Here is a 19,925-nt window from a genome sequence, read left to right as displayed (position 1 = left end):
GGCCATATTCTATTTTTCAGACTGTATCCGCATACTCAGCTGCTAAACATTAAGTATTGGAAATGGTCATTTTCCGTTCAAAGATGCTGGGTGATGAGGCTTATGACTTCTGCTATCAATCATTTTTCAATATCCGCTTCTGAAAATGCCTTATAAAAAAAAAAGAAAAACCCGGTCATGAAGGACCGGGTTCAGTATTCCGCACTTTTTGGGGGAGCGGGAACGTTAGACAATTTATTTATTTACATCAATGATAATGATTATCATTATCTGTGTCAATATCTATTTTATTTTGGCTCTTCCTTGCTTTCAGTAATTGAAGACACTTTCCATTTCCCCGCAGATTTAGTCAATGTTACAGCTTCATAATGACTATCATATGTAACGGGCCCTTCATCTGTATGTTCAAAGTATTGATAAATAATTCTTTTATCCCCCTTATCCTTGAGTTTCGTCTCAGCACCATAGCTGAAAAACGGAATGGATAAGATAGGGAAATCTGTGCCGTATACAATATATTGTTTTTGCCCTTTTACAGCATTATGCTTTAAATAAATATTAGCCATTTCATCTGTAAAATACGGGTTTAGAACACGTTTCATTTCGGTTTTCGACCGTTCTTTGCTGCCTAGTGATATTTGGGCCTGATATGCATCCTGCAGCATGTTGAATGAACGCTGTTTCACTGTGGCTTGCTGCGGAGCAGACTGCTGCACACGATCGGTTTTAACCGATACGGTTTCACCTACGGCCGGGGATCCAAGTGAAAAAAATAGAACAGCTGTTGCAGTAATCGTTGATAACGCTTTCATTGTTTATTCCTCCCTTTCGTCCTTTAGCCTAATCAGGTTATCTACCGGCGTCGATCATTTATATTTTTGTTATTCCACTTTCTTTTAAAAACGAAACGTTAAAAAAACAGAGCCCGTTAAAAAGCTCTGTTCTTAATAACTTCCATATTTAAAAACAAAATATAGGATCAATACGATTACAAGAACCCCCGCACCTAAATATACAAGAAATATCGGGTTAAAAAGATACGGATGCGCTTGAACAGGCTTTGGAGCTGAAACATCAAATTCTTTTCTTCTGGCCTGAGTCCAAATCCCTGTCCTGAATGTGATGAAAAGTCCTCCCAGCAAGATAAGCAGACCAATGGCACCTAGAGCAATCATAAATTCCTCCATTATTTTTTCCTTATTGTCTGCGTTTTGCGTGAATTCATTCACAGCATACCGTTTTGATCGTAGAGGTATTGATAGGGCAGATCAATAAACAGGTAGTGGCCATCATCAAGAGGATATGAATACGTGCGGATCGTTTCACCCGTTTCGATATCACTGTATAAATCACTGAAAAAGCCTTTTCTTCCGATTCTCATCTTCATCAGATTTTCCAGGAAATAAGGGCGCCAGCTCCAATTTTTATGCTTATATTGCTCCTGAAATACCCAGCCATCGCCCGCTTTGAAGATATTGCCGGTCGTTTGAAAACCATCTGAATCGCAAACATAAATGCGGAAGCTGCAATCAGAAAGCTCTTTAGACAGCATCGTAATTAACTGGTCCTGGCTGCTGCACAGCTTTTCGCTGATTCCGGCAAGATGATGAATCCTCTGGTAAAACTGTTCGGATAACTCATAAAAGGTTTCTAATTTCTTCTTCTCATGGATAATAAAGTGATGAAATTCGCTGGAAAGCTTCTCTTTCAGCAAATTCTTTTGAAGAAATTGCGCTTCAGGTTTTGTTAAGTAAAAGCCCTGGAAATAGCGGCCTCCGTTTCTCCAGGCATATTGAAGCTGGAAATTCGCCTCGATATCCTCAAAAAGAATGGACGCACCTATTTTTCTGGCAAGCAAAGAAATAGAATACAGCACATCATTAAAAGATGCGGATGCAGAAGTCATCCGGAGAGGCTGAAGATCAATTTTCAAAATGTCAGGCGAAAGCTTTCCAATTCGATCAAGGTTGCTGCTTTCCCTGCCAATATTCGCAGCAGCAAGCTTGATCCCGTAAGTCCGGTAATAAAGAATCAGATGCTGCAAACGTTCAATATCCCCATTAAATTGATGCTCCGTTAACTCGATGGCAATTTGCTCTAGGTTCAATCCTTTTGCTTGAAAACGGAGCAACAAGGCAAGAAAGCTCTCTCCCTGATCCATCATGAGTAAATTTGCATCCCGGTTAATAAAAATAAGGGCATCCAGTTTCTCAGCCAGAGCATATTCAAGTGCCTGTTCAACTATGTAATCATCAATTTCAATTTTGTATTCATCTGGTACACTCTCGTCTGCAAAAAAATCCCCAAGGCTTCTAAGCTCTCCTTGATAATGGATTCTTCCAAGCACTTCATAACCTGCAATGATTTGTTCATCTGCACTGAATATAGCTTGATAGTATGGCACTACATCTTGTTTATTCGAAAGAATATCCAGAGCATCCATGATTCTTTCCCCCTCATTCTGTCTCTATTATGCAAATTATATCACAATTCTGACGGGGAACCGTTTGTCTATCCCTTCCACTTTTTTGTAATTGGTTGTATTTAAAACTTTGCTGCAAAGTGGGGGTATTATGAATGGATTCTCAAGGATGTGCGGAGTTTGCCGTCTTGGTAGATCGTGGGTCGTCTTATCTGGCCATTGGCGCACGCTTTATGGGCGGTACACGCGCGGGAAATGTCGATTGTTCGGGTTTCATAATAAAAGGGGTGTTTTCGATAATATATCGGGATTCGATAAACTTTGGTTCGGTTTCGATAATATATTAGTTATCGCCGGCTAGGAATATCCAAACAGAATATTGATTGAACGTCCAAGATTAAAACAGCCTGCAGAAATTCTGCAGGCTGATCTTAATATCAAAATGGGTGCTGATTGAGCCATTGGCCGCCATCCATCGTGATGCATTCCCCATTAATATATGCAGCTTCATCTGACATTAGAAAGGCAGCAATACCTGCAATTTCTTCAGGAGTTCCAAGCCTTTTTAACGGGACACTTGCTAATGTTCGTTTAGCGGCTTCTTCTGATTCCCACAATTTATCCGCACCGCCAGTCCGCTCAATTGGACCAGGAGCAATTGCATTTACTCTGATCCCATAGCGGCTGCCCCATTCAACAGCCAACGTGCGTGTCATGGAGTGAACACCTGCTTTTGCAGCAGCTGAATGAATCACCCCTGCTCCCGCTCCCCATGCATATGTAGCGAGCATGTTGATGATTGCCCCTTTTTGTTTCTGCTCAATCCAGTAGTTTCCGACGCTGGAACTCATATAAAAAGTACCATTAAGGACAATATTGATTACAGAATTCCATCCGTTTACTGATAATTTTTCAGCAGGGCATATGAAATTTCCTGCAGCGTTATTAATTAGCCCATCTATTCTTCCGTATTGTGCATGTACAGCTTGAACGAGCTCTGCTGCTTTCTCGGGCTGTCTGACATCCATTGCAAAAGTCATAATCTGGCCTTCAGTCTGCTGAATCTCTTCCTTCGTTTTTTCAAGCGATTCCAGAGTTCTTCCCGTAATAACAACGTTTTTTCCATCCAGTGCAAAGCGTTTTGCCATAGCTTTTCCCATCCCGCTGGATCCGCCTGTAATGATCATAACTTTTTCTCCCATAAATAATCCCCCTTGTTCAATGAATGAATACTCATTCATATATTAGCATATGCAGTCTTTCTTTTCGAACTATTTTCTTACGATCCATCATTCGATCATATTCTTAAATAAACCATGTTATAATTAGTCATTACTTATTAGAATGGTTGGGGAATATGAATAAAAAGATGTCCCGGCGATTATTCCTGAAGAGTTTTCTCTCGTTTACTGTTGCTGGTTTTGTTTTTTCCATTGGCGGATACAGTTACGCCAGATACTTGGAGCCGAAGCTTCTCGATATCCAGGAGCTGGAAGTGATCAGTTCTAAAATCCCGAATGGATTCAGCGGAATGAAAATCGTTCAATTCAGTGATACGCATCTGAGCGACTATTATTCAATCAGCCAGCTTGGGAAAATTAAAGATGCGATTAATGGATATAAACCTGATATAGTACTCTTTACTGGAGATTTAATGGACGATCCTCTTCACTACAGACAAACGAAAGATATAATCCCGCATTTAAAGGATATAGTAGCTCCACTTGGTAAATACGCGGTCTACGGCAATCATGATCACGGAGGATACGGCAGTGATGTTTATGCGGAAATCCTGAAGCATTCAGGCTTCAAGCTCCTGAAAAACGAATCTGAAAAGGTTCGTCTCCTGGATGGTACGTATATAAACATCGCAGGTTTGGACGATTTGATGCTTGGCAAACCTGACTATCAAAAAACGGCAGGCTCCTTCAGCCCTAAAACATTCAACATCCTTCTCGCTCATGAACCGGATTCATGGATTCAGGCAAAAAAGCTTCATGTTGATTTGCAGCTGTCCGGCCATAGCCACGGCGGTCAAATTCAGCTCCCTTTCTACGGACCGCTTATCACCCCTCCATATGCTGATGTATATACAGAAGGTCTGTATGAGTTCGGATCCAAAAAATTATACGTTAACCGTGGTTTAGGGACAACCAGACTGCCTTTTCGCTTCTTATCCGTTCCTGAATTAACTGTATTCACATTGAAAAGCGCCAAGTCATAGCAAAAAAGTCCGGGATTCCGGACTTTTTCTTAGTTATTCTTCATCTTCGAGTACTTGATAGGCCATTCCGAACATTACAAGCTGACTGTCGAACTCAGGAGTATCTTTATCTTTTTTCACGTAGCTGTAAATCCCCTCTGAATCCTGCTCCCTTGACTTCATATTATCTTCCAGCTGAATAGCAAGGATCCTGTTAATGCGCTTTTTAATCTGGCCTTCAAAGATCGGAAAGGCGATTTCCACTCTTTTTTCCATGTTTCTCGTCATCATATCTGCTGAGGACAGATACATTCTTTCTTCTCCATTGTGATGGAAATAATAAATGCGGCTGTGCTCCAGGAAACGGCCGACAATGCTGCGAACCCGAATGTTTTCGCTTACACCTTTAATACCCGGGCGCAGACAGCAGATTCCCCTCACAATCAGATCAATCTTTACGCCCGCATTCGAAGCTTCATACAGCTTCATAATAATGGCTTTATCAGTCAGGGAATTCATTTTGGAAATGATCCGGCCGTTGCCGTATTTCTTTTGATAGGCAATTTCCTGATCAATCAGCTGAATAAAATCTTTTCGTATGTCAAATGGGGCAACGGATAAATGGTGGAACTCGGGTTTTTCCGTATAACCGCTTAAATAATTAAAGAAGTTGGTGGCATCAATGCCAAATTTCCTTTTAGACGTAATCAATCCCATATCTGTATAGATATTGGCTGTCTTCTCATTGTAATTTCCAGTTCCAAGATGGACAAACCGCTCAATCCGGTTATTCTTTTTGCGGACAACGAGCGTAATTTTGCTGTGGGTTTTCAGATAGGTCATGCCATATATGACATGGCAGCCGGCTTTTTCAAGCTCTTTCGCCCATTGAACGTTATTTTCTTCATCGAACCTTGCTTTTAATTCGACCAGAACCGTTACCTGTTTTCCGTTTTCAGCGGCTCTTTTAAGCCCTTCTATAATAGGAGAACCTCCGCTTACACGATAGAGAGTCTGCTTGATTGCCAATACGTCCGGATCATCTGCTGCATCAGCAACAAAGTCAACGACAGGCTGAAACGATTCATACGGATGGTGAAGGAAAATATCACGTTCAGATGCCTGTTCAAAAATGTGCTGATCAGAATGAAGGTCTTTTGGCGGCTGCGGAATCAGCGTCTGAAATTCCAGATGGTCATGCTTTGCAGAAAGCTCTTTAGAAAAACCGAATAAAAAGGTTAAATCCAGCGGCCCTTCTACTTCGTAAACATCTTTTTCATGGATTTCCAGCTCATGAAGCAAATATTGCAGCACATTGCTGTCATAGCCATCTTTTTTTAGTTCCAGACGGACTGCTGATCCCCATTTCCTTTTTTTCAGTTCTTTTTCAATCTCTTTCAGAAGATCCCTTGCGCCCTCTTCGTGGATGGTCATATCTGCATTTCTTGTAATCCTGAACTGTGTAACAGATTGCACATTGTATCCTTTAAAAAGCTTAAAAATAAAATGAGCAATTATGTCTTCAAGCAAAACATAATGATCTTTATCTGGATGATCTAATTTAACAAACCGCTCAAGGACAGACGGAACCTGAACAATCGCGGTTTTTTGGCGAAGCTCCTCAGGTGCATCAGGATCCTTCAAAACAATCGCAAGGTTTAAACTTTTATTTAAAAGCATAGGAAACGGCCTGTATGCATCTACCGCCATTGGAGTCAGAACCGGGAAAATCTGCTCGTCAAAATAATCTTCCAGATGATTGAGCTGCAATGAAGAAAGCTGGCCAAACGTCAAAAACTCAATATTCTCTTCCTTCAGTGCCGGAAGAAGAGTTTTTGTAAATGTACTGCTTTGCAGTGCCACCAGCCGGTGATTGAGCTCTGCTATTTTCGCAAGCTGTCTTTTTGGAGTCAGCCCTGCCTTATTTTCAGGCTTATTAAATCCGGCCTTAACCTGATCCTTTAAGCCGGCCACCCGCACCATAAAAAATTCATCCAAATTCGAGCTGAAGATAGCGAGGAATTTAAACCTCTCAAGCAATGGGTTTCTTGTATCAATTGCTTCTTCTAATACTCTTTCATTAAACGCAAGCCAGCTAAGCTCCCTGTTGTTATAGTAAGCAGGACTGCTTAACTCAATCGCATTCTTTGTTGTTGTCATTAATGTATCCGCCACCCTTCCCTATTAGTTATCCTAGCAAAGTATATTCAACGCTATGTAAATGTTTTGTTATAATTGTGTGAAAGATGGAAAAGCAGGAAGTTCAATTTTTACATACCCTTATCAGGTGAGATTAAACTCTCTCAGAATAACTAAATACGATCTCGACGGGCATTCTGAATAGCTTCTCAACGTGCTTTTTATGTTTTTCTGCCTGATAGGCCTCCGGTCCCCAGTCAGCAGAGCAATAAGCATGAACTGTTAAGACCCCGTCGTTTATAGCAAGATCCAGTGAGTCAACGATGTTTCGCTTAGTTGAATTAAAGCTGTATATGAATTTTAAAATAGCCCCGGATGTCCGGATATTTTTTTGTTCGTCTTTCGTAAACCAATCCTGAAATGGCTCCAAATATTGCTTTAAGGATGCCTTGCTCACGAATGATGCGATTAAGGCTGTTTTTAATCTTTCTTTATGAGTCATTCCATCAATGGTCCGGTTAGCTAGCAGATAGAAAGTATGCTTGCTGCTTGACTCAGAATCAATGTATTGCCCTAAATTAAAAACAAAGGCTCCCCTTTTTAAATCCGTCAGCTCTTCCTCAGAATAGGAGACAAGAGCGTGATTTTCCAAAAGACGAACGAAATCGAAAACCATGTTTGTAACCGGAATAACGTGGTTTAAGTCAATATGAAAGTCAGTAGCCATCTCATAGAAGCTCTCTTCTACCACGTTCGGGTAAGCGCTGATTCCATACTCCCTTGAAAGATCCTCAAAAAACACGCCGTCTCTAAGCCCTTTGCGGCTCATAATGAACCGATCTGCCTGTACCTGGCTGCACAGAACTTGAAAGACCATTCCAGCAGGAATAATTAGATCGGCGCGGTCTTTGGACAGCCCATCCACACGCTGCAAATCTTCAAAAGTCTGAGACTTCAAATAAGTGAGGACATTTTTCATATCCTGCGGGGTCATTTCATACTGATGAACACCAGCAAACGGATATTCCTTTAATGCCTGATCTACTTGTACCAGATTTCGGGCGCTTCCTCCGATTCCGATAACAGGGAGACGATTGTCTTTAAGCCAAGGAAGAGTTTGAAGCTGCTCTTTAATGTAAGCAGTGAGACGAATGGACTCTTTTTCATCTGGAAGTTCTTCGCTTACAAACTTCTTTCTTAATGAAAGGGCTCCGAAAGGAAAGCTATGGTATTCCTTTAGCTCGCGGTTTTCAAAGAGGGTTATTTCTGTACTCCCTCCGCCAATATCAATGGTAATTCCATTTTTAATGGATGTAGAATTCACAACTGCTAAATACCCGTAATAAGCTTCTTCGTATTCTGAAAGCAGCCTGATTGAAAAATCGGTTTCTTTTTCGGCACGCTCCAATATTTCGTCTTTATTAACTGCTTGTCTGACTGTTGCTGTCGCTACTGTATGAACATTTTTCATTTGATGATGCCTGGATACCTCCTGGAAGCTTTTAAGGGTATCCAGCATTTTTTTTATGCCTTCTTCTTCCAGTACATTTTCTTCATTTAGATAATTCCGAAGACGTGCTACAGCTTTCACGTTTTCAATTTCCTTCAGCCTGCCGCTTTTATCTCTTTCATAAATAACCAGTCTCATTGTATTGGACCCGATATCCACTATCGCAAATTTTTCTTTTTCCATCTTAAACACCCTTAATTCAATATGAATTTTGCACCTCATTATACCATAATCTTCCCCATTGACTTCATTCCTTAAAGGAAACAAACGCCTTCTTTTGCATAATTTGTTTTCATGGGCAATCGCGGTCAATTAAAAGGGGGATTAAGGATGGTTTATATGGTCAAGGCTGGGGAAACTGTACGTTCAATTGCAAAAGATTTCAGAATCAGTCCCGAGGCACTGGCAAAAGCCAACGGCCTCACAGTTCAGTCTGCCCTCTCACCAGGCAGAAAGCTTCTCGTTCCCGGCCTCCGTGATCCGAACACCATTCCCTACCGAATCGCTGTATCAATTAGCAAAAAAAAGCTGGGGCTTTACAGAAATGGAACTTTAGTAAAGCAATATCCCATTGCTACCGGACGCATGCTGTATAGCACACCCATTGGAGAATTTGTTATTGTGAACAGAGAGCCGAATCCCGGAGGCCCCTATGGAGCGATGTGGCTTTCCTTATCAAAGGCAGGATACGGCATTCATGGAACAAATAACCCCGCTTCTATAGGCCAATCCGTTTCAAAAGGGTGTATAAGAATGTATAATAAAGATGTTCTTGAGCTTGCTGCTGCTGTTCCGAATGGTACACGGGTCTCCATAATCAGTTAGTGAAGCTGATGTAAAGAAAAATTGTAGTTAAAAATTTACAAACATTCCATGTTAAAAAAAGATTGAATCACTTATAATAACAATTGATTGGATTTAAAGGTGAATAGGAGCGTTAGAATGGAGATTTTTAAGAATCCTAATTTCGTAAAGCTCTTTTTTGCAGCCCTTTCATCGCAAATGGGTACAACCATCGGCAACATGGCCTTTGCTTTTTATATGCTGGAGCATTTCAGCAGCCAGCCCTATTATGCGACGCTTGCAGAGCTTATGTACTCTCTCCCGACTATCTTTGTATTCTTTGTGGTCGGAGTTGTAGCAGACCGTTTTGACAGGAAAAAAGTAGCAGAAAATTGTGATTGGATCCGTGCCGGGCTGAGTATCGTCCTTTTCGGAGCACTTTTTCTGAATTCAATCCCTCTCATTTTTTTCATTCTATTTCTAAGAAGTTCCGTAACGAAATTCTTCTTTCCCGCTGAAAACAGCCTCGTTCAGGGGATACTAAAAAAAGAACAATACGCTCAGGCAGCCGGTTTGAACCAAATCCTTTTTAGTTTATTTATGGTGTTTGGGGTTGGCCTTGGCGCGATCGCATATAAAACGATCGGTATCCACGGGGCAGTTGCGATTGATCTTATCAGCTTTGTAATTTCTGCTTTATTGATAAGAGCCTGTAAAATTCCTAGAGGTGCAAGACTTCCAAACGGAAATCCCAACTGGAAGGACATTAATTTTAAAACATCTTTCAGGGATTTTAAAGATGGAATTGTTTATATTATTCAAAACAAGCTTCTTGCTGTCATCATTTTTGGGTTCTTTGTATTTGGCTTCGTTAATGGAGGATTTGCCATTCTTCCAATGTTTACGATGAAATACAAGTTATCACCTGAAAACTACGAATGGTATGCTTCGTTTTTTGCCATATCGCTCGGAATCGGTCTTCTTGCCGGCAGTGCGATTGCAACATTCATCGAAAAAAAGATCAAGCCTCATCTAATGATGATCGTTCCTATCCTGGCGGCTTCTGCACTTATTGTTTTGCTGGGCTTTACCGATCATTTGTGGGTATACTTAACAACTGTTTTCTTTATTGGAATATGCTTAGGACCGATCAATATCGCGATTGGCGGATGGATGCCAAAAATTGTGAATCCGAAGCTTATGGGTAGAGTCAGCGGATGGATTGATCCTCTAATGATGACAGCCCAGTCTCTAACCTTAGGTTTCATCGCTCTTGTTTTCCCAAAATTTATTGAAACGATTGATTATATTTATTATGGAATGGCTTCCGTGATTTTTCTTGTTTTTATCTTCTATGCGTTAACGCTCCCTAAGCTGAGCGAGCAAGCAGATCTTGAAGAAAAGCGAAAAAACCTGCAGGAAAAAAAAGCAAAAAAAACAGTTAACCCGGTACAATAGACGGCTGATTTGACATCAGCCGTTTTTTATTATTTTAATAATGAATATTTTTGTCGAATTTAGTATAATTAGGAATATCATGCTACTGCTTCCAAAGGTTGTGAAATATTGAAGACTTATTCAAATTTTATAAAAAAAGTGATATCGAATTATATTGCCGGCTCCTTGATAGCTGTTTTTGGTGTAGGCTCTGTTTTTATTTTCTCTACCATATCGATCTCTTCAAAAGAAATGCTTCTTCTGTTTGGAATTATGCTGATTTCGTTTTTATGTATGATAGCTTCAGACGTTTTCTTTCTCAAGTTTCAGCTGACACCAATCAAAAAAGGTCTCCTGCATGATGCCTCTTTTGAAGAAATCAGAAAAGCATTCGATGAAGTACACAGATTTCCAATGCGCACAATCTTCAGGATCAATATCCCCCATTTGTTTAGCTTTTCACTGCCTGGTTTCTCCCTTTCTGTCTATTTATATCAATCAGGTCTATTCAGCTTTCCTTCGTATTATATGATACTTGCAATGGTGGGCGCGATTCTAATTGCTGGTATGCATAGTGTCATCGAATATTTTCTAACAACCAGTTCAATCAAGCCTTTGCTTTATGACCTTAGAAAAAGAGCACTTATGCTTTATGATCAGGATTTAGCGCAGCCGTCCAAAATATATACCTCCATTCGAAGCAAGGTTTTATTTACGGCCATCTATATTGGGATTTTCCCCCTCCTCCTCTTCAGCCTGGCAACACAAGTGCACCTTTCCGAGGCTGCTGCTGATATGACGCAGGAATACTGGAGCTGGGCAGCTATTGTTATGTTTATGTCGATCGCATTTTCTTCCTTCGTATGTTTCCTTTTGCTGAAGGACATCGGCGAGCCGATTGCGAGCTTAGAAAAAGGGATGCGGCTCGTTAAGAAAGGAAAATATGAGTACCGGAACGAAGTATATTCAGATGAATTCTCCCGGCTTATCGCTGGCTATAATCAGATGCTCGAAGGTCTAAAGGCAAAGGACCGAATAAACAGTCTTCTAACGGAAAGCCTATTCAGGACTCTTGCCATGACTTTAGATGCTAAGGATTTGTACACAGCAGGCCATTCAATCCGGGTCGCCGAATATGCGTTTATTATTGGTGAACAATCGGGTATGAATAAAGAGGAACTTGATTTGCTGAAGAAAACAGCCCTGCTGCATGATATTGGCAAAATAGGAATAAAAGACAGCATTTTATTAAAGGATGGCAGGCTCACGGAAGATGAATTTGAAGAAATAAAACTTCATCCGGTAATCGGAGCAAACATTCTTGCCAATGTAGAGCCCGCGTCTGCTATGGCCCCCCTGATCCCAGGGGTTAAATACCACCATGAAAGATATGACGGGAAAGGTTATCCTGAAGGACTTAAGGGGGAAAGCATCCCTAAATTCGGACGAATCCTTGCAGTTGCTGATGCCTATGATGCCATGACTTCTGACCGTCCCTACCGTAAGGGCATGCCGGTTTCAAAAGCCCTTTCCATTCTAAGGGAAGGAAAAGGCACACAGTGGGATCCAAAATATGCCGATTTATTTTTGGAGCATATGGAAAACCAAGGGTATTTGGGGGAAGAAGCCAGTTCGTGAGTCTGCTCCCAGGTTGCATTTATTTCGAGGTTCCGTATAATTGTACTAAACCAGTTTATACAAATGGAATATTAAGGAGATTTCGTATGATGGATAGACAGAAAGAACAAGCCCTGCCCATGACAGCTGACAATATTGCAAAAGCCATTTACACCGTCAACCGTCATGCAAAAACTGCTACAAACCCAAAATTCCTTTATTTTTTAAAGAAAAAAGCCCTGTTAAAATTGATATCTGAAGGAAAGGCCGAAAAGAAAGGGCTCCACTTTTCTCAAAACCCCAAATTCAGCAAACAGCAGTCTGATGTTTTAGTATGTGCAGGCTCCTATTACTTTCACATGCCCCCTACCAAAGAAGATTTTCATCAGTTACCGCACTTAGGTGCACTCAGCCAATCTTATCGCAACCCAAAAACGCATTTATCATTGCAAAAAGCAAAAGATTTGCTTCAAATGTATACTGGAACAAGGGAAGAAAACACAGGTAAGCCTATGCAGCAATCCCGTACATACGTGAAGCCTGTCTTTAAAAAACTTGGTGAAAATTATTAAAAAGCCGCGCATTCATTTGCGCGGCTTTACTTGTAATTAAGCTTTATCCGAAAACAGCCTCTGTTGAAGCCTATCAAGCGAGTAGAAATAAGTAGGAACTTCTTCGGGCTTTAAATTTGCATACAGCTGCTCCACTACCTGGCTGTAATACCAAGCCTGCTGTTCCTTGCCTCTGCTAAAATGCTGCCACACCTGATCTCCATATTTGATAACCTCCTGTTCAATGCTCTTGAGATTATCTAATTTATCAGCAGCCAAAAGCATTTTTTCTTCCAGGCTTGCTGAACCTGTGTGATTAATCGTTGCTTGTTTTCGTTCTTCCCAGGATTTCTTTTTATCCTCTGTATTAAAGGCTACCAGTTCAGCCACAGCAGTCCCGAATTTTTCTTTAATATCGTCTAGCTCAGCATCGGTATCCTCCACTGTATCATGAAGGTAACCCGCTGCAATCAATTCATCGGAAGCCCCTGCTTTGAGCAGGATGGTAGCAGTATTTTCAACATGTACAAAGTATGGGACGCCGGACAATTTGCGAACTTGGCCCCTATGAGCAAATTCAGCAAACCTCTTCGCTTCACTTATCATCCACATCCCATCCTCTCTTATTTTACTTAAAATCACCCTTTAAGTATTGTCCAGTGTTCTTATTTTCATATTTAATAAAGAGAAAAAATTTACGCATAGCGGCAACTGCTGAATTTATCAGCTGATTTTAGCTGGTTCGAACGGGAGCGTCTGCCGGGTATCCACTGTCCGCTGCTCCCGCAGGATTCCCGGGCCTTCCTGCTCCAAGCTAAACCGTTATTTGTGCAGTGAACAAAAACCAGCAAATTTTCAAAAATCAGCAGAATCTTCTAACACAGACTAACTATAAAATAAATTGATCAATTAATGCAACCAGCTTATCAATCTCCGGTTTGCTAACCTGAGCAGCTGCTCCTACCTTTACGCCTTTGTGCATCAAATCGTTCGTGATAAGGGAAGAGAAAATTATGACCGGAAGCTCCTGCAGCCTGCTGTTTTCTTTAATCCTCTTCGTTAGATGGTGCCCGTCCATCTGCGGCATCTCAATATCGGTGATAACCAGCTGAATGCGATCACGCATCGGTCCGTCAGCAGCAGCCATATTCTCAAGAAACTCAAGTGCATCTCTTCCGTTTTCGAAGAACTCCACCTCTGTAAACCCAGCCTCTTTCAGTGTTTCCTTCAAAAGCTTCCGGAGCATTGGAGAATCCTCAGCAACTGCAATTTTTTTCTCAGAACGCTCTCTTTTGCCAAGCTTCTTTATCCGGTCTATTGTCAGCCCTGAAGAAGGATCGATATCCACTACAATTTTTTCAAAGTCCAGCATTAAAACCATTTTCTCATTCAGCTGGACAACGCCTGTAACATGCGCTTCAAGTCCCTGATACATGGAGGTGGGCTTCTCGATATGATCCCAGGTTACCCGATGAATTTGTGTAACTCCATGCACATGAAAAATGAGTTTTTGATTATTAAACTCTGTGACAATAAATTTGTCGGCTCTTGTTGGCTCTTTATCAGGTAAATTCAGGGCTTTTGCTGTATGAATAACAGGCAGCACCTCACCCCGCAGCTCCATGATTCCTGCAACGTTTGGATGAGAATGAGGCACAGCTGTCACTTCAGCAGGCTGAATGATCTCTTTGACTTTTATCACATTAATTCCAAAGCGGTTCTCACCTATGAGAAATTCAACCAGTTCCAATTCATTTGTTCCGCTATCAAGCAGTATACCTTTGTTCATTTCCATGCAGTTCTTCCTTCCATTGACTGTTATAGAGATTATATCGGCTGTTTCTGCTGATAGATGAAGTATCTGTATCAAACAGCATCAATATAAATATTTTAAAAGGCGGTCATCTGCAAGATTTGTATCAATCGGGCAGTTTTTTGCATCTCTCCCATACTGCCAAATCCAAACATTCCCTTTGCAGGGAGGCTTTGCAGGATTGTATGGAGGGGCTTCATACTCCTTGCTGGTTCCCGTTTCAGGCCTAGAACTCCAAAGGATACTCTGATTGGCAATTTTACTGTTTTGACTAACAGCAGCGCAATACGCTTCAGAAAAATCCCCTTTCAGCGGATCGTGATAAAACCCTGGGCGATAGCCGGTTTCTGACATCTTTTCAGCCCACGCTGCAATCCATTCCGGCTGTACCGAGAAAAAATGCTCAATGTTAGCAAAAATGACTGTGCCCTCTGCAATATCGAGCCTTCGTGCATGAAATACAGCATTACGGACAGCAATGGCGCCTTTATCATAATGTATCGCCTGATCAAACACGTTATAGATTGGTAAAACCTTTATGCCTCTGCTATGAATAAAACTTATCTCAAGCTTGGATAATCCTCTTGATACTCCTGGAACATCTGCCAGATACCTTCCCCAGTATGCAGGGGTTCCGTAATATTTTTTAACGCAATTATATAAGTCCTGATCTGCTTTTTTTGCAGAATCAATTCCCCAAGCTTTGCGCGCCATGCCTTTCACGTCCTCCCGGGTGCTTATCGCTTTATGTATATGCAGGAGGAGGCATGTATTAATCCATCAGTGAAGGCCTTGTATACTGCACTCGGTTATGGATGACTAATCCCGCAGCAGCCATGACCATAAGAGAGCCGAGTGCTGCCCTGCTTGCCATATCGCCGTAGTCAGCGAAAAGCAAAGTAATTGTTCCATAAATGAATGGTCCCACTACAGAGGATACTTTCCCGGAGAAAGCAAATAAACCGAAAAACTGTCCCCGTTTTGCTTCAGGAGTAAGTTCTACAATCAGCGTTCTGGATGTTACCCAAACCGCTCCCAGTGATATTCCGAATAAGCTTCCCGCGATCCAGAACATCCACTGCTCAGTTGCTGCCACTGCAATCAAAAGCGCCGCAAGCAGAATAAAGCCTACTGCCATAAAAGCTCTTTTTGCCCCTTGCGCTTTTGTGATAAATCCAAATAGAAAGGACCCGCCAATACTTGCTATCGTTGAAACAAGATAAAGCAAAATGAATTGGCTGTTTGAAAAGCCGACTATTGCCTTTGCATAAATCGCCATCATCGCTATCGCTGTCGCAAGGGCGTCATTAATGAAAAAATAAGCAATCATAAACAAAAAAGCCGGTCTGTAGCGTTTCAAATCGTTGAATGTTACGAGAATTTCTTTATACCCGCTTATAAAATGCTTTTTCTGCCCCTGATTATGTAAGGGCTGATCCTTGGTGAAAAAAATAAGCGGCAGGGAAAATACAGCAAAAAAAATGGCCGTTGGAATAAAAGCGAGGTGGAAATTCTCACCTCCTATGAATGGATAAACAGTCAGACCTGCAAGGGTTCCAACATACCCAACCGCCACTCCAAAGCCCGAAATAACCGGCAAGCTGTTCGCATTACTCACATCGGTAATCATTGCATCATAGAATATAAGACTGGATGAATAAAAGAATTTTGCGATGATAAACAGGATGACGACAATACCAAGTGAAGCAGGTAAACCGAGCAGGCTTCCGGGCAGCTGAACCGAGCCAAAGATCCCCATAAGCATTGTACATAAAACCGTTACAGCAGTGAATCTGATAATATAGATTTTCTTTTTGCCGGTCCGGTCTATTTCCACTCCAAAAAGCGGTGAAAACAATACGAGGAACAACCCTGCAGCCGCATTGGCATAAGAAAGAAACGTACTCGCAATCTGATCCATTTTTTCGCTGTTTCCGATCGCTTCCTCCAAATAGAAAGGAAAGAAAATCGTGATCATATTGGAGGAGAAAATGGTATTGGCAAAGTCATATAGCGCCCAGGATAAGACTGGCAGGGAAAAGAAAATCGGCCAGGATGACTTAAGCATGGACGCCTTGTTTGAATCGGTCTTGATTTCAGGCATGGATACAGCACCTCCAATGTAATGGCTAACTTTGAATAATTCGATAGAAATGGTCCTGCTTCCTGTATCTTTACGGAGTTTTAACATTATTTTCAATTTGCCGGGGAAAACGAAGGTGCAAAAACAGCGGCCTCCTGATATAATGCTTAATGTGAATCGGCATTTCGCTGATTGAACGGGTTGGGTCGAGGGATGACAAACAAGGAAGGATTACTGTTGAAATCAATTTTTCAGCTTAAAGAAAATGGAACAACATTTAAACGGGAAGTACTCGCAGGTCTCGTCTCATACTTGACAGCCGTTTACATTATTGCCGTGAATGCTTCCATTCTTTCAGATGCAGGCATTCCTCTTGAAGCAGGAATGATTGCTACTGTACTCGCATCTTTTATTGGGTGCTTGCTCATGGGACTGATTGGAAACACTCCAATTATTTTAGTGCCTGGCATGGGCGTAAATGCATTGTTTACGTATACCATCTGCCAATCAATGGGGATCCCCTGGCAGCAAGGACTGGCAGTCGTGGTGATTTCAGGCGTTCTGTTTGCAGTCGTTTCATTCACTAAACTGACAGAGCTTCTTACCGCTTCTATTCCCTCTGCACTTAAAGAAGCCATTACCGTAGGAATCGGAATTTTTCTTACCTTTATCGGTCTTCAAAAAGCAGGTCTTGTGCAAGCGAGCGAAACAACTTTTGTCCAGCTTGGGGACTTAACGGATCCTGCTGTCATAGCATCCATATTAACGCTGCTTGTGACGATTGTACTTTTTGCCAGAGGTGTACCGGGACATTTCCTGATCAGCATACTCGCAGGTACAATGATCGCTTTTTCGTTCGGATTAGTTAAAACCGGCACGTCTTCTGAAAGTTCCGGAGGGTTCAGCAGCTACACTGATGTGCTTGGATCGATCTCATTCACCGGGATAGCGGACCTTGCCTTCTGGATCGGCGTTTTTTCGTTAACTATGGTTATCGTTTTTGAAAACGTCGGACTCGTTCACGGCCATACTGCTATGATTAAACGCGGGGATCGTTTCAAACGTTCACTCCAGGCAAATTCCATATCAGCCATTACGTCAGGTTTTTTAGGTACGAGTCCAACTGTAAGCACCGTAGAAACAGCTGCAGGAATATCTGCCGGCGGGCGTACAGGTCTGACCGCAATAACGACAGGTTTATTTTTTTTGGCATCCTTGCTTTTCCTGCCTTATATTAAACTAATACCTGATACCGCGATTGCGCCAATCCTGATTTTAATTGGCGGTCTGATGATTCAGAACATCCAGAACATTGATTTGCAGGATTTCTCTGAAAGCTTTCCTGCTTTCCTGATTATTGCTCTGATTCCTCTGACATACAGCATCGTGGATGGAATGGCTTTCGGTTTTATTGCCTACCCTATTTTGAAGATGGCCATGAAACGGTCAAAGGAGATTGCTTTTCCATTATATATAATCGCCTTGCTCTTTTTAGCAAGCATGATCTTTCATTCTGTACATTAAAAGCCGCCTTTTTATTTGGCGGCTTTTTACTTTATTTCTTCTAATCCGGCTGCTTTATCGATCTGCTGCCTATGATGGCGGTCATGCTCTGAGAAATCCTTAATATAAGAATCAATTGTTAATTGATGACTTCCAATCCAAAAAGGCTGTTTCCGCTTTTCCTCCGGAAGATTCTCATAAAATTGTATAACTCGTTCTCTCGTTTCAATAAATTCTCTGATTAACTGCGATTTGTCAGCTGTATTCCTCGCATGGGCTGCTGCCTCTGCATTAAAAGAATCAAATTCAGGAAACGAATCAAAGTTAACCTTTCCCTCCCCTATTCTCTCAAAACGATTTTCAAGAGTGTATTGATCCCATGCAGTCATATGAGCCAGGATTTCGGCAGGCGACCATTTCCCTTCTTGAATAGGCTGGAAAAACGTTTCTTCCCCGGTACCATTTAATTGCTGTGCCCAATCCAGCATCCCCTTTAATTCAAGCAATTGATTCATACTCATCCCCCTTAAAAAGAACATTTGTTCCTGTACAATATATCGCAATATTCCATTCTATGTCAAATTTGAATAAGCTTTTAGGTTGATCGTCACCAGCGTTCCTTCATTAATCTTGCTTGCGTATTCAATTTCCCCGTCCATATCATGAATCAGCCGGCTTGTAATCATTGTTCCAAGACCCGTTCCCTTTGTTTTCGTTGTATAGAACGGCAAGCCGATATTCTGAAGCTGTTCCTCAGTCATTCCTTTGCCATTATCAGCAATTGTGACGATCACTTTGCCGTTAAAATAATCCGGTTTTTTGGTAACGGTGATTTGTCCCCCGCCCTCAATAGATTCAATGGAATTTTTCAGTACATTCATGATTGCCTGTTTTAAATGCTCAGCATCTCCAACAACATCGTTACTAGGGATCATCTCTAAGTTAATTTCCGCATTTTCATAGGTTGCCAGCGGTTTCAGCAGTTCCACTGAATCCTGTACAAGCTCATCAATATTTACTCTCGCAAGCTCAAATTCAAATGGCTTTGCCAGCTTTAAATAATCCGTAATAATTTTATTCGTACGGTCGAGCTCGCCCAATATGAGCGGTGAGAATTTTTTCAGCTTTTGATCGGTTGTATCTTCCTGCAAAAACTGAATAAACCCTCTCACAGCCGTAATCGGATTCCTTATTTCATGCGCAATGGATGCAGCCATCTGTCCGATTGTGGTTAATTTATCAAGGTATACCATATTGTCGAGATTCCGGTTGATTCTGACTAAGGCTTCAATAATGGCCATCATAGCCATTGTAACGGCAAAGAAAAACAAAAAGTAAATCATATAGAATTCAATGCGCAAAAACGTAATAAAAGCTGAGACGATCCATATATAAAAGAAGAAATAAAGCATGATAATAAAGGCTCCTGCCAGCAGGCGCACCTTGGATTTCATGTAGATTTTTCTGAACAGCAAACCAGCTGCATATGCTGCTGCATTGATTAAAATTCCAACGAAAACAAATTCTCCTCCGAAGCCATAGCGGACGGCGCAAGCAAATAGCAGGGCAATTCCTCCTGCGAGCCATCCAGAATAAAGGGTCACAATCAATATGGCGATCATTCTGAAATCAAAAAATGTTTCTCCAAGATCTTCAATCGGATAAAGCATGCAAAGCATGGCTCCAAATCCGCTGACAAGCCCATATATGACCTGCTGCTTCACCTTAATTTTCTTTCTTGAGTGAAAGGGAAACATCAAATTGGCGTTAAAGGTAAATGAAAACAGAATGGCCATGTTAACGATAAGTGGTTTTAAATAAATGAGCACTTGCTACCTCCGTCCATCATAATACTTTCAAAATA

Annotated in this window: 18 protein-coding genes; 6 read left to right on the top strand and 12 right to left on the bottom strand. The window is 41.5% G+C overall.

Going from position 1 to position 19,925, the window contains the following annotated elements:
- Nucleotides 1-287: 287 nt before the first annotated feature.
- The 4 genes from J9317_RS07775 to fadH form a co-directional block, all read right to left on the bottom strand.
- Nucleotides 288-812, bottom strand: coding sequence for a DUF3993 domain-containing protein (locus J9317_RS07775; RefSeq protein WP_211557639.1), 525 nt, complete (start codon nucleotides 810-812; stop codon nucleotides 288-290).
- Between the two features lie 132 nt (nucleotides 813-944).
- Nucleotides 945-1,175: a hypothetical protein gene (locus J9317_RS07770; RefSeq protein WP_211557636.1), complete on the bottom strand. Its 231-nt coding sequence runs from the start codon at nucleotides 1,173-1,175 to the stop codon at nucleotides 945-947.
- Between the two features lie 50 nt (nucleotides 1,176-1,225).
- On the bottom strand, nucleotides 1,226-2,446 hold the full coding sequence (locus J9317_RS07765; protein WP_211562203.1) for an EAL-associated domain-containing protein: 1,221 nt from the start codon (nucleotides 2,444-2,446) through the stop codon (nucleotides 1,226-1,228).
- Between the two features lie 413 nt (nucleotides 2,447-2,859).
- Nucleotides 2,860-3,624, bottom strand: coding sequence for a 2,4-dienoyl-CoA reductase (gene fadH, locus J9317_RS07760; RefSeq protein ID WP_211557635.1), 765 nt, complete (start codon nucleotides 3,622-3,624; stop codon nucleotides 2,860-2,862).
- Between the two features lie 155 nt (nucleotides 3,625-3,779).
- On the opposite strand from fadH, the gene J9317_RS07755 reads away from it, so the two are divergent.
- Nucleotides 3,780-4,646 carry a metallophosphoesterase gene (locus J9317_RS07755; protein ID WP_211557631.1) on the top strand — a complete coding sequence of 289 codons (867 nt, stop codon included), beginning with the start codon at nucleotides 3,780-3,782 and terminating at the stop codon, nucleotides 4,644-4,646.
- A gap of 33 nt (nucleotides 4,647-4,679) precedes the next feature.
- Here J9317_RS07755 and J9317_RS07750 read toward each other — a convergent pair whose 3' ends face one another.
- Complete coding sequence (locus J9317_RS07750; protein ID WP_211557630.1) at nucleotides 4,680-6,785, bottom strand: RNA degradosome polyphosphate kinase; 2,106 nt, start codon at nucleotides 6,783-6,785, stop codon at nucleotides 4,680-4,682.
- A gap of 133 nt (nucleotides 6,786-6,918) precedes the next feature.
- Nucleotides 6,919-8,457, bottom strand: coding sequence for an exopolyphosphatase (gene ppx, locus J9317_RS07745; protein WP_211557629.1), 1,539 nt, complete (start codon nucleotides 8,455-8,457; stop codon nucleotides 6,919-6,921).
- 147 nt (nucleotides 8,458-8,604) lie between these two features.
- On the opposite strand from ppx, the gene J9317_RS07740 reads away from it, so the two are divergent.
- From J9317_RS07740 to J9317_RS07725, 4 genes are all read left to right on the top strand, one after another.
- Nucleotides 8,605-9,099 (top strand): L,D-transpeptidase family protein, encoded by a 495-nt coding sequence (locus J9317_RS07740; protein ID WP_211557628.1) that lies wholly within the window; start codon nucleotides 8,605-8,607, stop codon nucleotides 9,097-9,099.
- 117 nt (nucleotides 9,100-9,216) lie between these two features.
- Nucleotides 9,217-10,515, top strand: coding sequence for an MFS transporter (locus J9317_RS07735; RefSeq protein WP_211557627.1), 1,299 nt, complete (start codon nucleotides 9,217-9,219; stop codon nucleotides 10,513-10,515).
- 108 nt (nucleotides 10,516-10,623) lie between these two features.
- The gene (locus tag J9317_RS07730; protein WP_211557625.1) at nucleotides 10,624-12,132 is read left to right on the top strand and encodes an HD-GYP domain-containing protein; all 1,509 of its coding nucleotides are present in this window, start codon (nucleotides 10,624-10,626) and stop codon (nucleotides 12,130-12,132) included.
- 86 nt (nucleotides 12,133-12,218) lie between these two features.
- The gene (locus J9317_RS07725; protein WP_211562202.1) at nucleotides 12,219-12,683 is read left to right on the top strand and encodes a YkyB family protein; all 465 of its coding nucleotides are present in this window, start codon (nucleotides 12,219-12,221) and stop codon (nucleotides 12,681-12,683) included.
- Nucleotides 12,684-12,719: 36 nt separating this feature from the next.
- On the opposite strand, the gene J9317_RS07720 is transcribed toward J9317_RS07725, so the two are convergent.
- From J9317_RS07720 to J9317_RS07705, 4 genes are all read right to left on the bottom strand, one after another.
- Complete coding sequence (locus J9317_RS07720; protein ID WP_249292050.1) at nucleotides 12,720-13,268, bottom strand: HD domain-containing protein; 549 nt, start codon at nucleotides 13,266-13,268, stop codon at nucleotides 12,720-12,722.
- Between the two features lie 283 nt (nucleotides 13,269-13,551).
- Nucleotides 13,552-14,457, bottom strand: coding sequence for a chemotaxis protein (locus tag J9317_RS07715; protein ID WP_211557620.1), 906 nt, complete (start codon nucleotides 14,455-14,457; stop codon nucleotides 13,552-13,554).
- 81 nt (nucleotides 14,458-14,538) lie between these two features.
- Nucleotides 14,539-15,189 carry a glycoside hydrolase domain-containing protein gene (locus J9317_RS07710; protein WP_211557618.1) on the bottom strand — a complete coding sequence of 217 codons (651 nt, stop codon included), beginning with the start codon at nucleotides 15,187-15,189 and terminating at the stop codon, nucleotides 14,539-14,541.
- Nucleotides 15,190-15,247: 58 nt separating this feature from the next.
- Entirely contained in the window at nucleotides 15,248-16,579 is a 1,332-nt protein-coding gene (locus J9317_RS07705) for an MFS transporter (RefSeq protein WP_211557616.1), read from the bottom strand.
- Nucleotides 16,580-16,771: 192 nt separating this feature from the next.
- On the opposite strand from J9317_RS07705, the gene J9317_RS07700 reads away from it, so the two are divergent.
- Nucleotides 16,772-18,082: an NCS2 family permease gene (locus tag J9317_RS07700; protein ID WP_211557614.1), complete on the top strand. Its 1,311-nt coding sequence runs from the start codon at nucleotides 16,772-16,774 to the stop codon at nucleotides 18,080-18,082.
- A gap of 26 nt (nucleotides 18,083-18,108) precedes the next feature.
- Here the strand turns inward: J9317_RS07700 and J9317_RS07695 are convergent, their stop codons facing one another.
- Together J9317_RS07695 and J9317_RS07690 are read right to left on the bottom strand one after the other, a co-directional pair.
- On the bottom strand, nucleotides 18,109-18,576 hold the full coding sequence (locus J9317_RS07695; protein ID WP_211557610.1) for a DinB family protein: 468 nt from the start codon (nucleotides 18,574-18,576) through the stop codon (nucleotides 18,109-18,111).
- Between the two features lie 57 nt (nucleotides 18,577-18,633).
- Nucleotides 18,634-19,890 (bottom strand): ATP-binding protein, encoded by a 1,257-nt coding sequence (locus tag J9317_RS07690; RefSeq protein WP_347880507.1) that lies wholly within the window; start codon nucleotides 19,888-19,890, stop codon nucleotides 18,634-18,636.
- Nucleotides 19,891-19,925: the final 35 nt, after the last annotated feature.

It is taken from the genome of Metabacillus flavus, assembly GCF_018283675.1.
In the GTDB taxonomy this organism is placed as follows: Bacteria; Bacillota; Bacilli; order Bacillales; family Bacillaceae; genus Metabacillus_B; species Metabacillus_B flavus.
The sequence above is the reverse complement of the archived record's forward strand: the minus strand, read 5'-3'. Positions and strand labels throughout refer to the sequence as shown.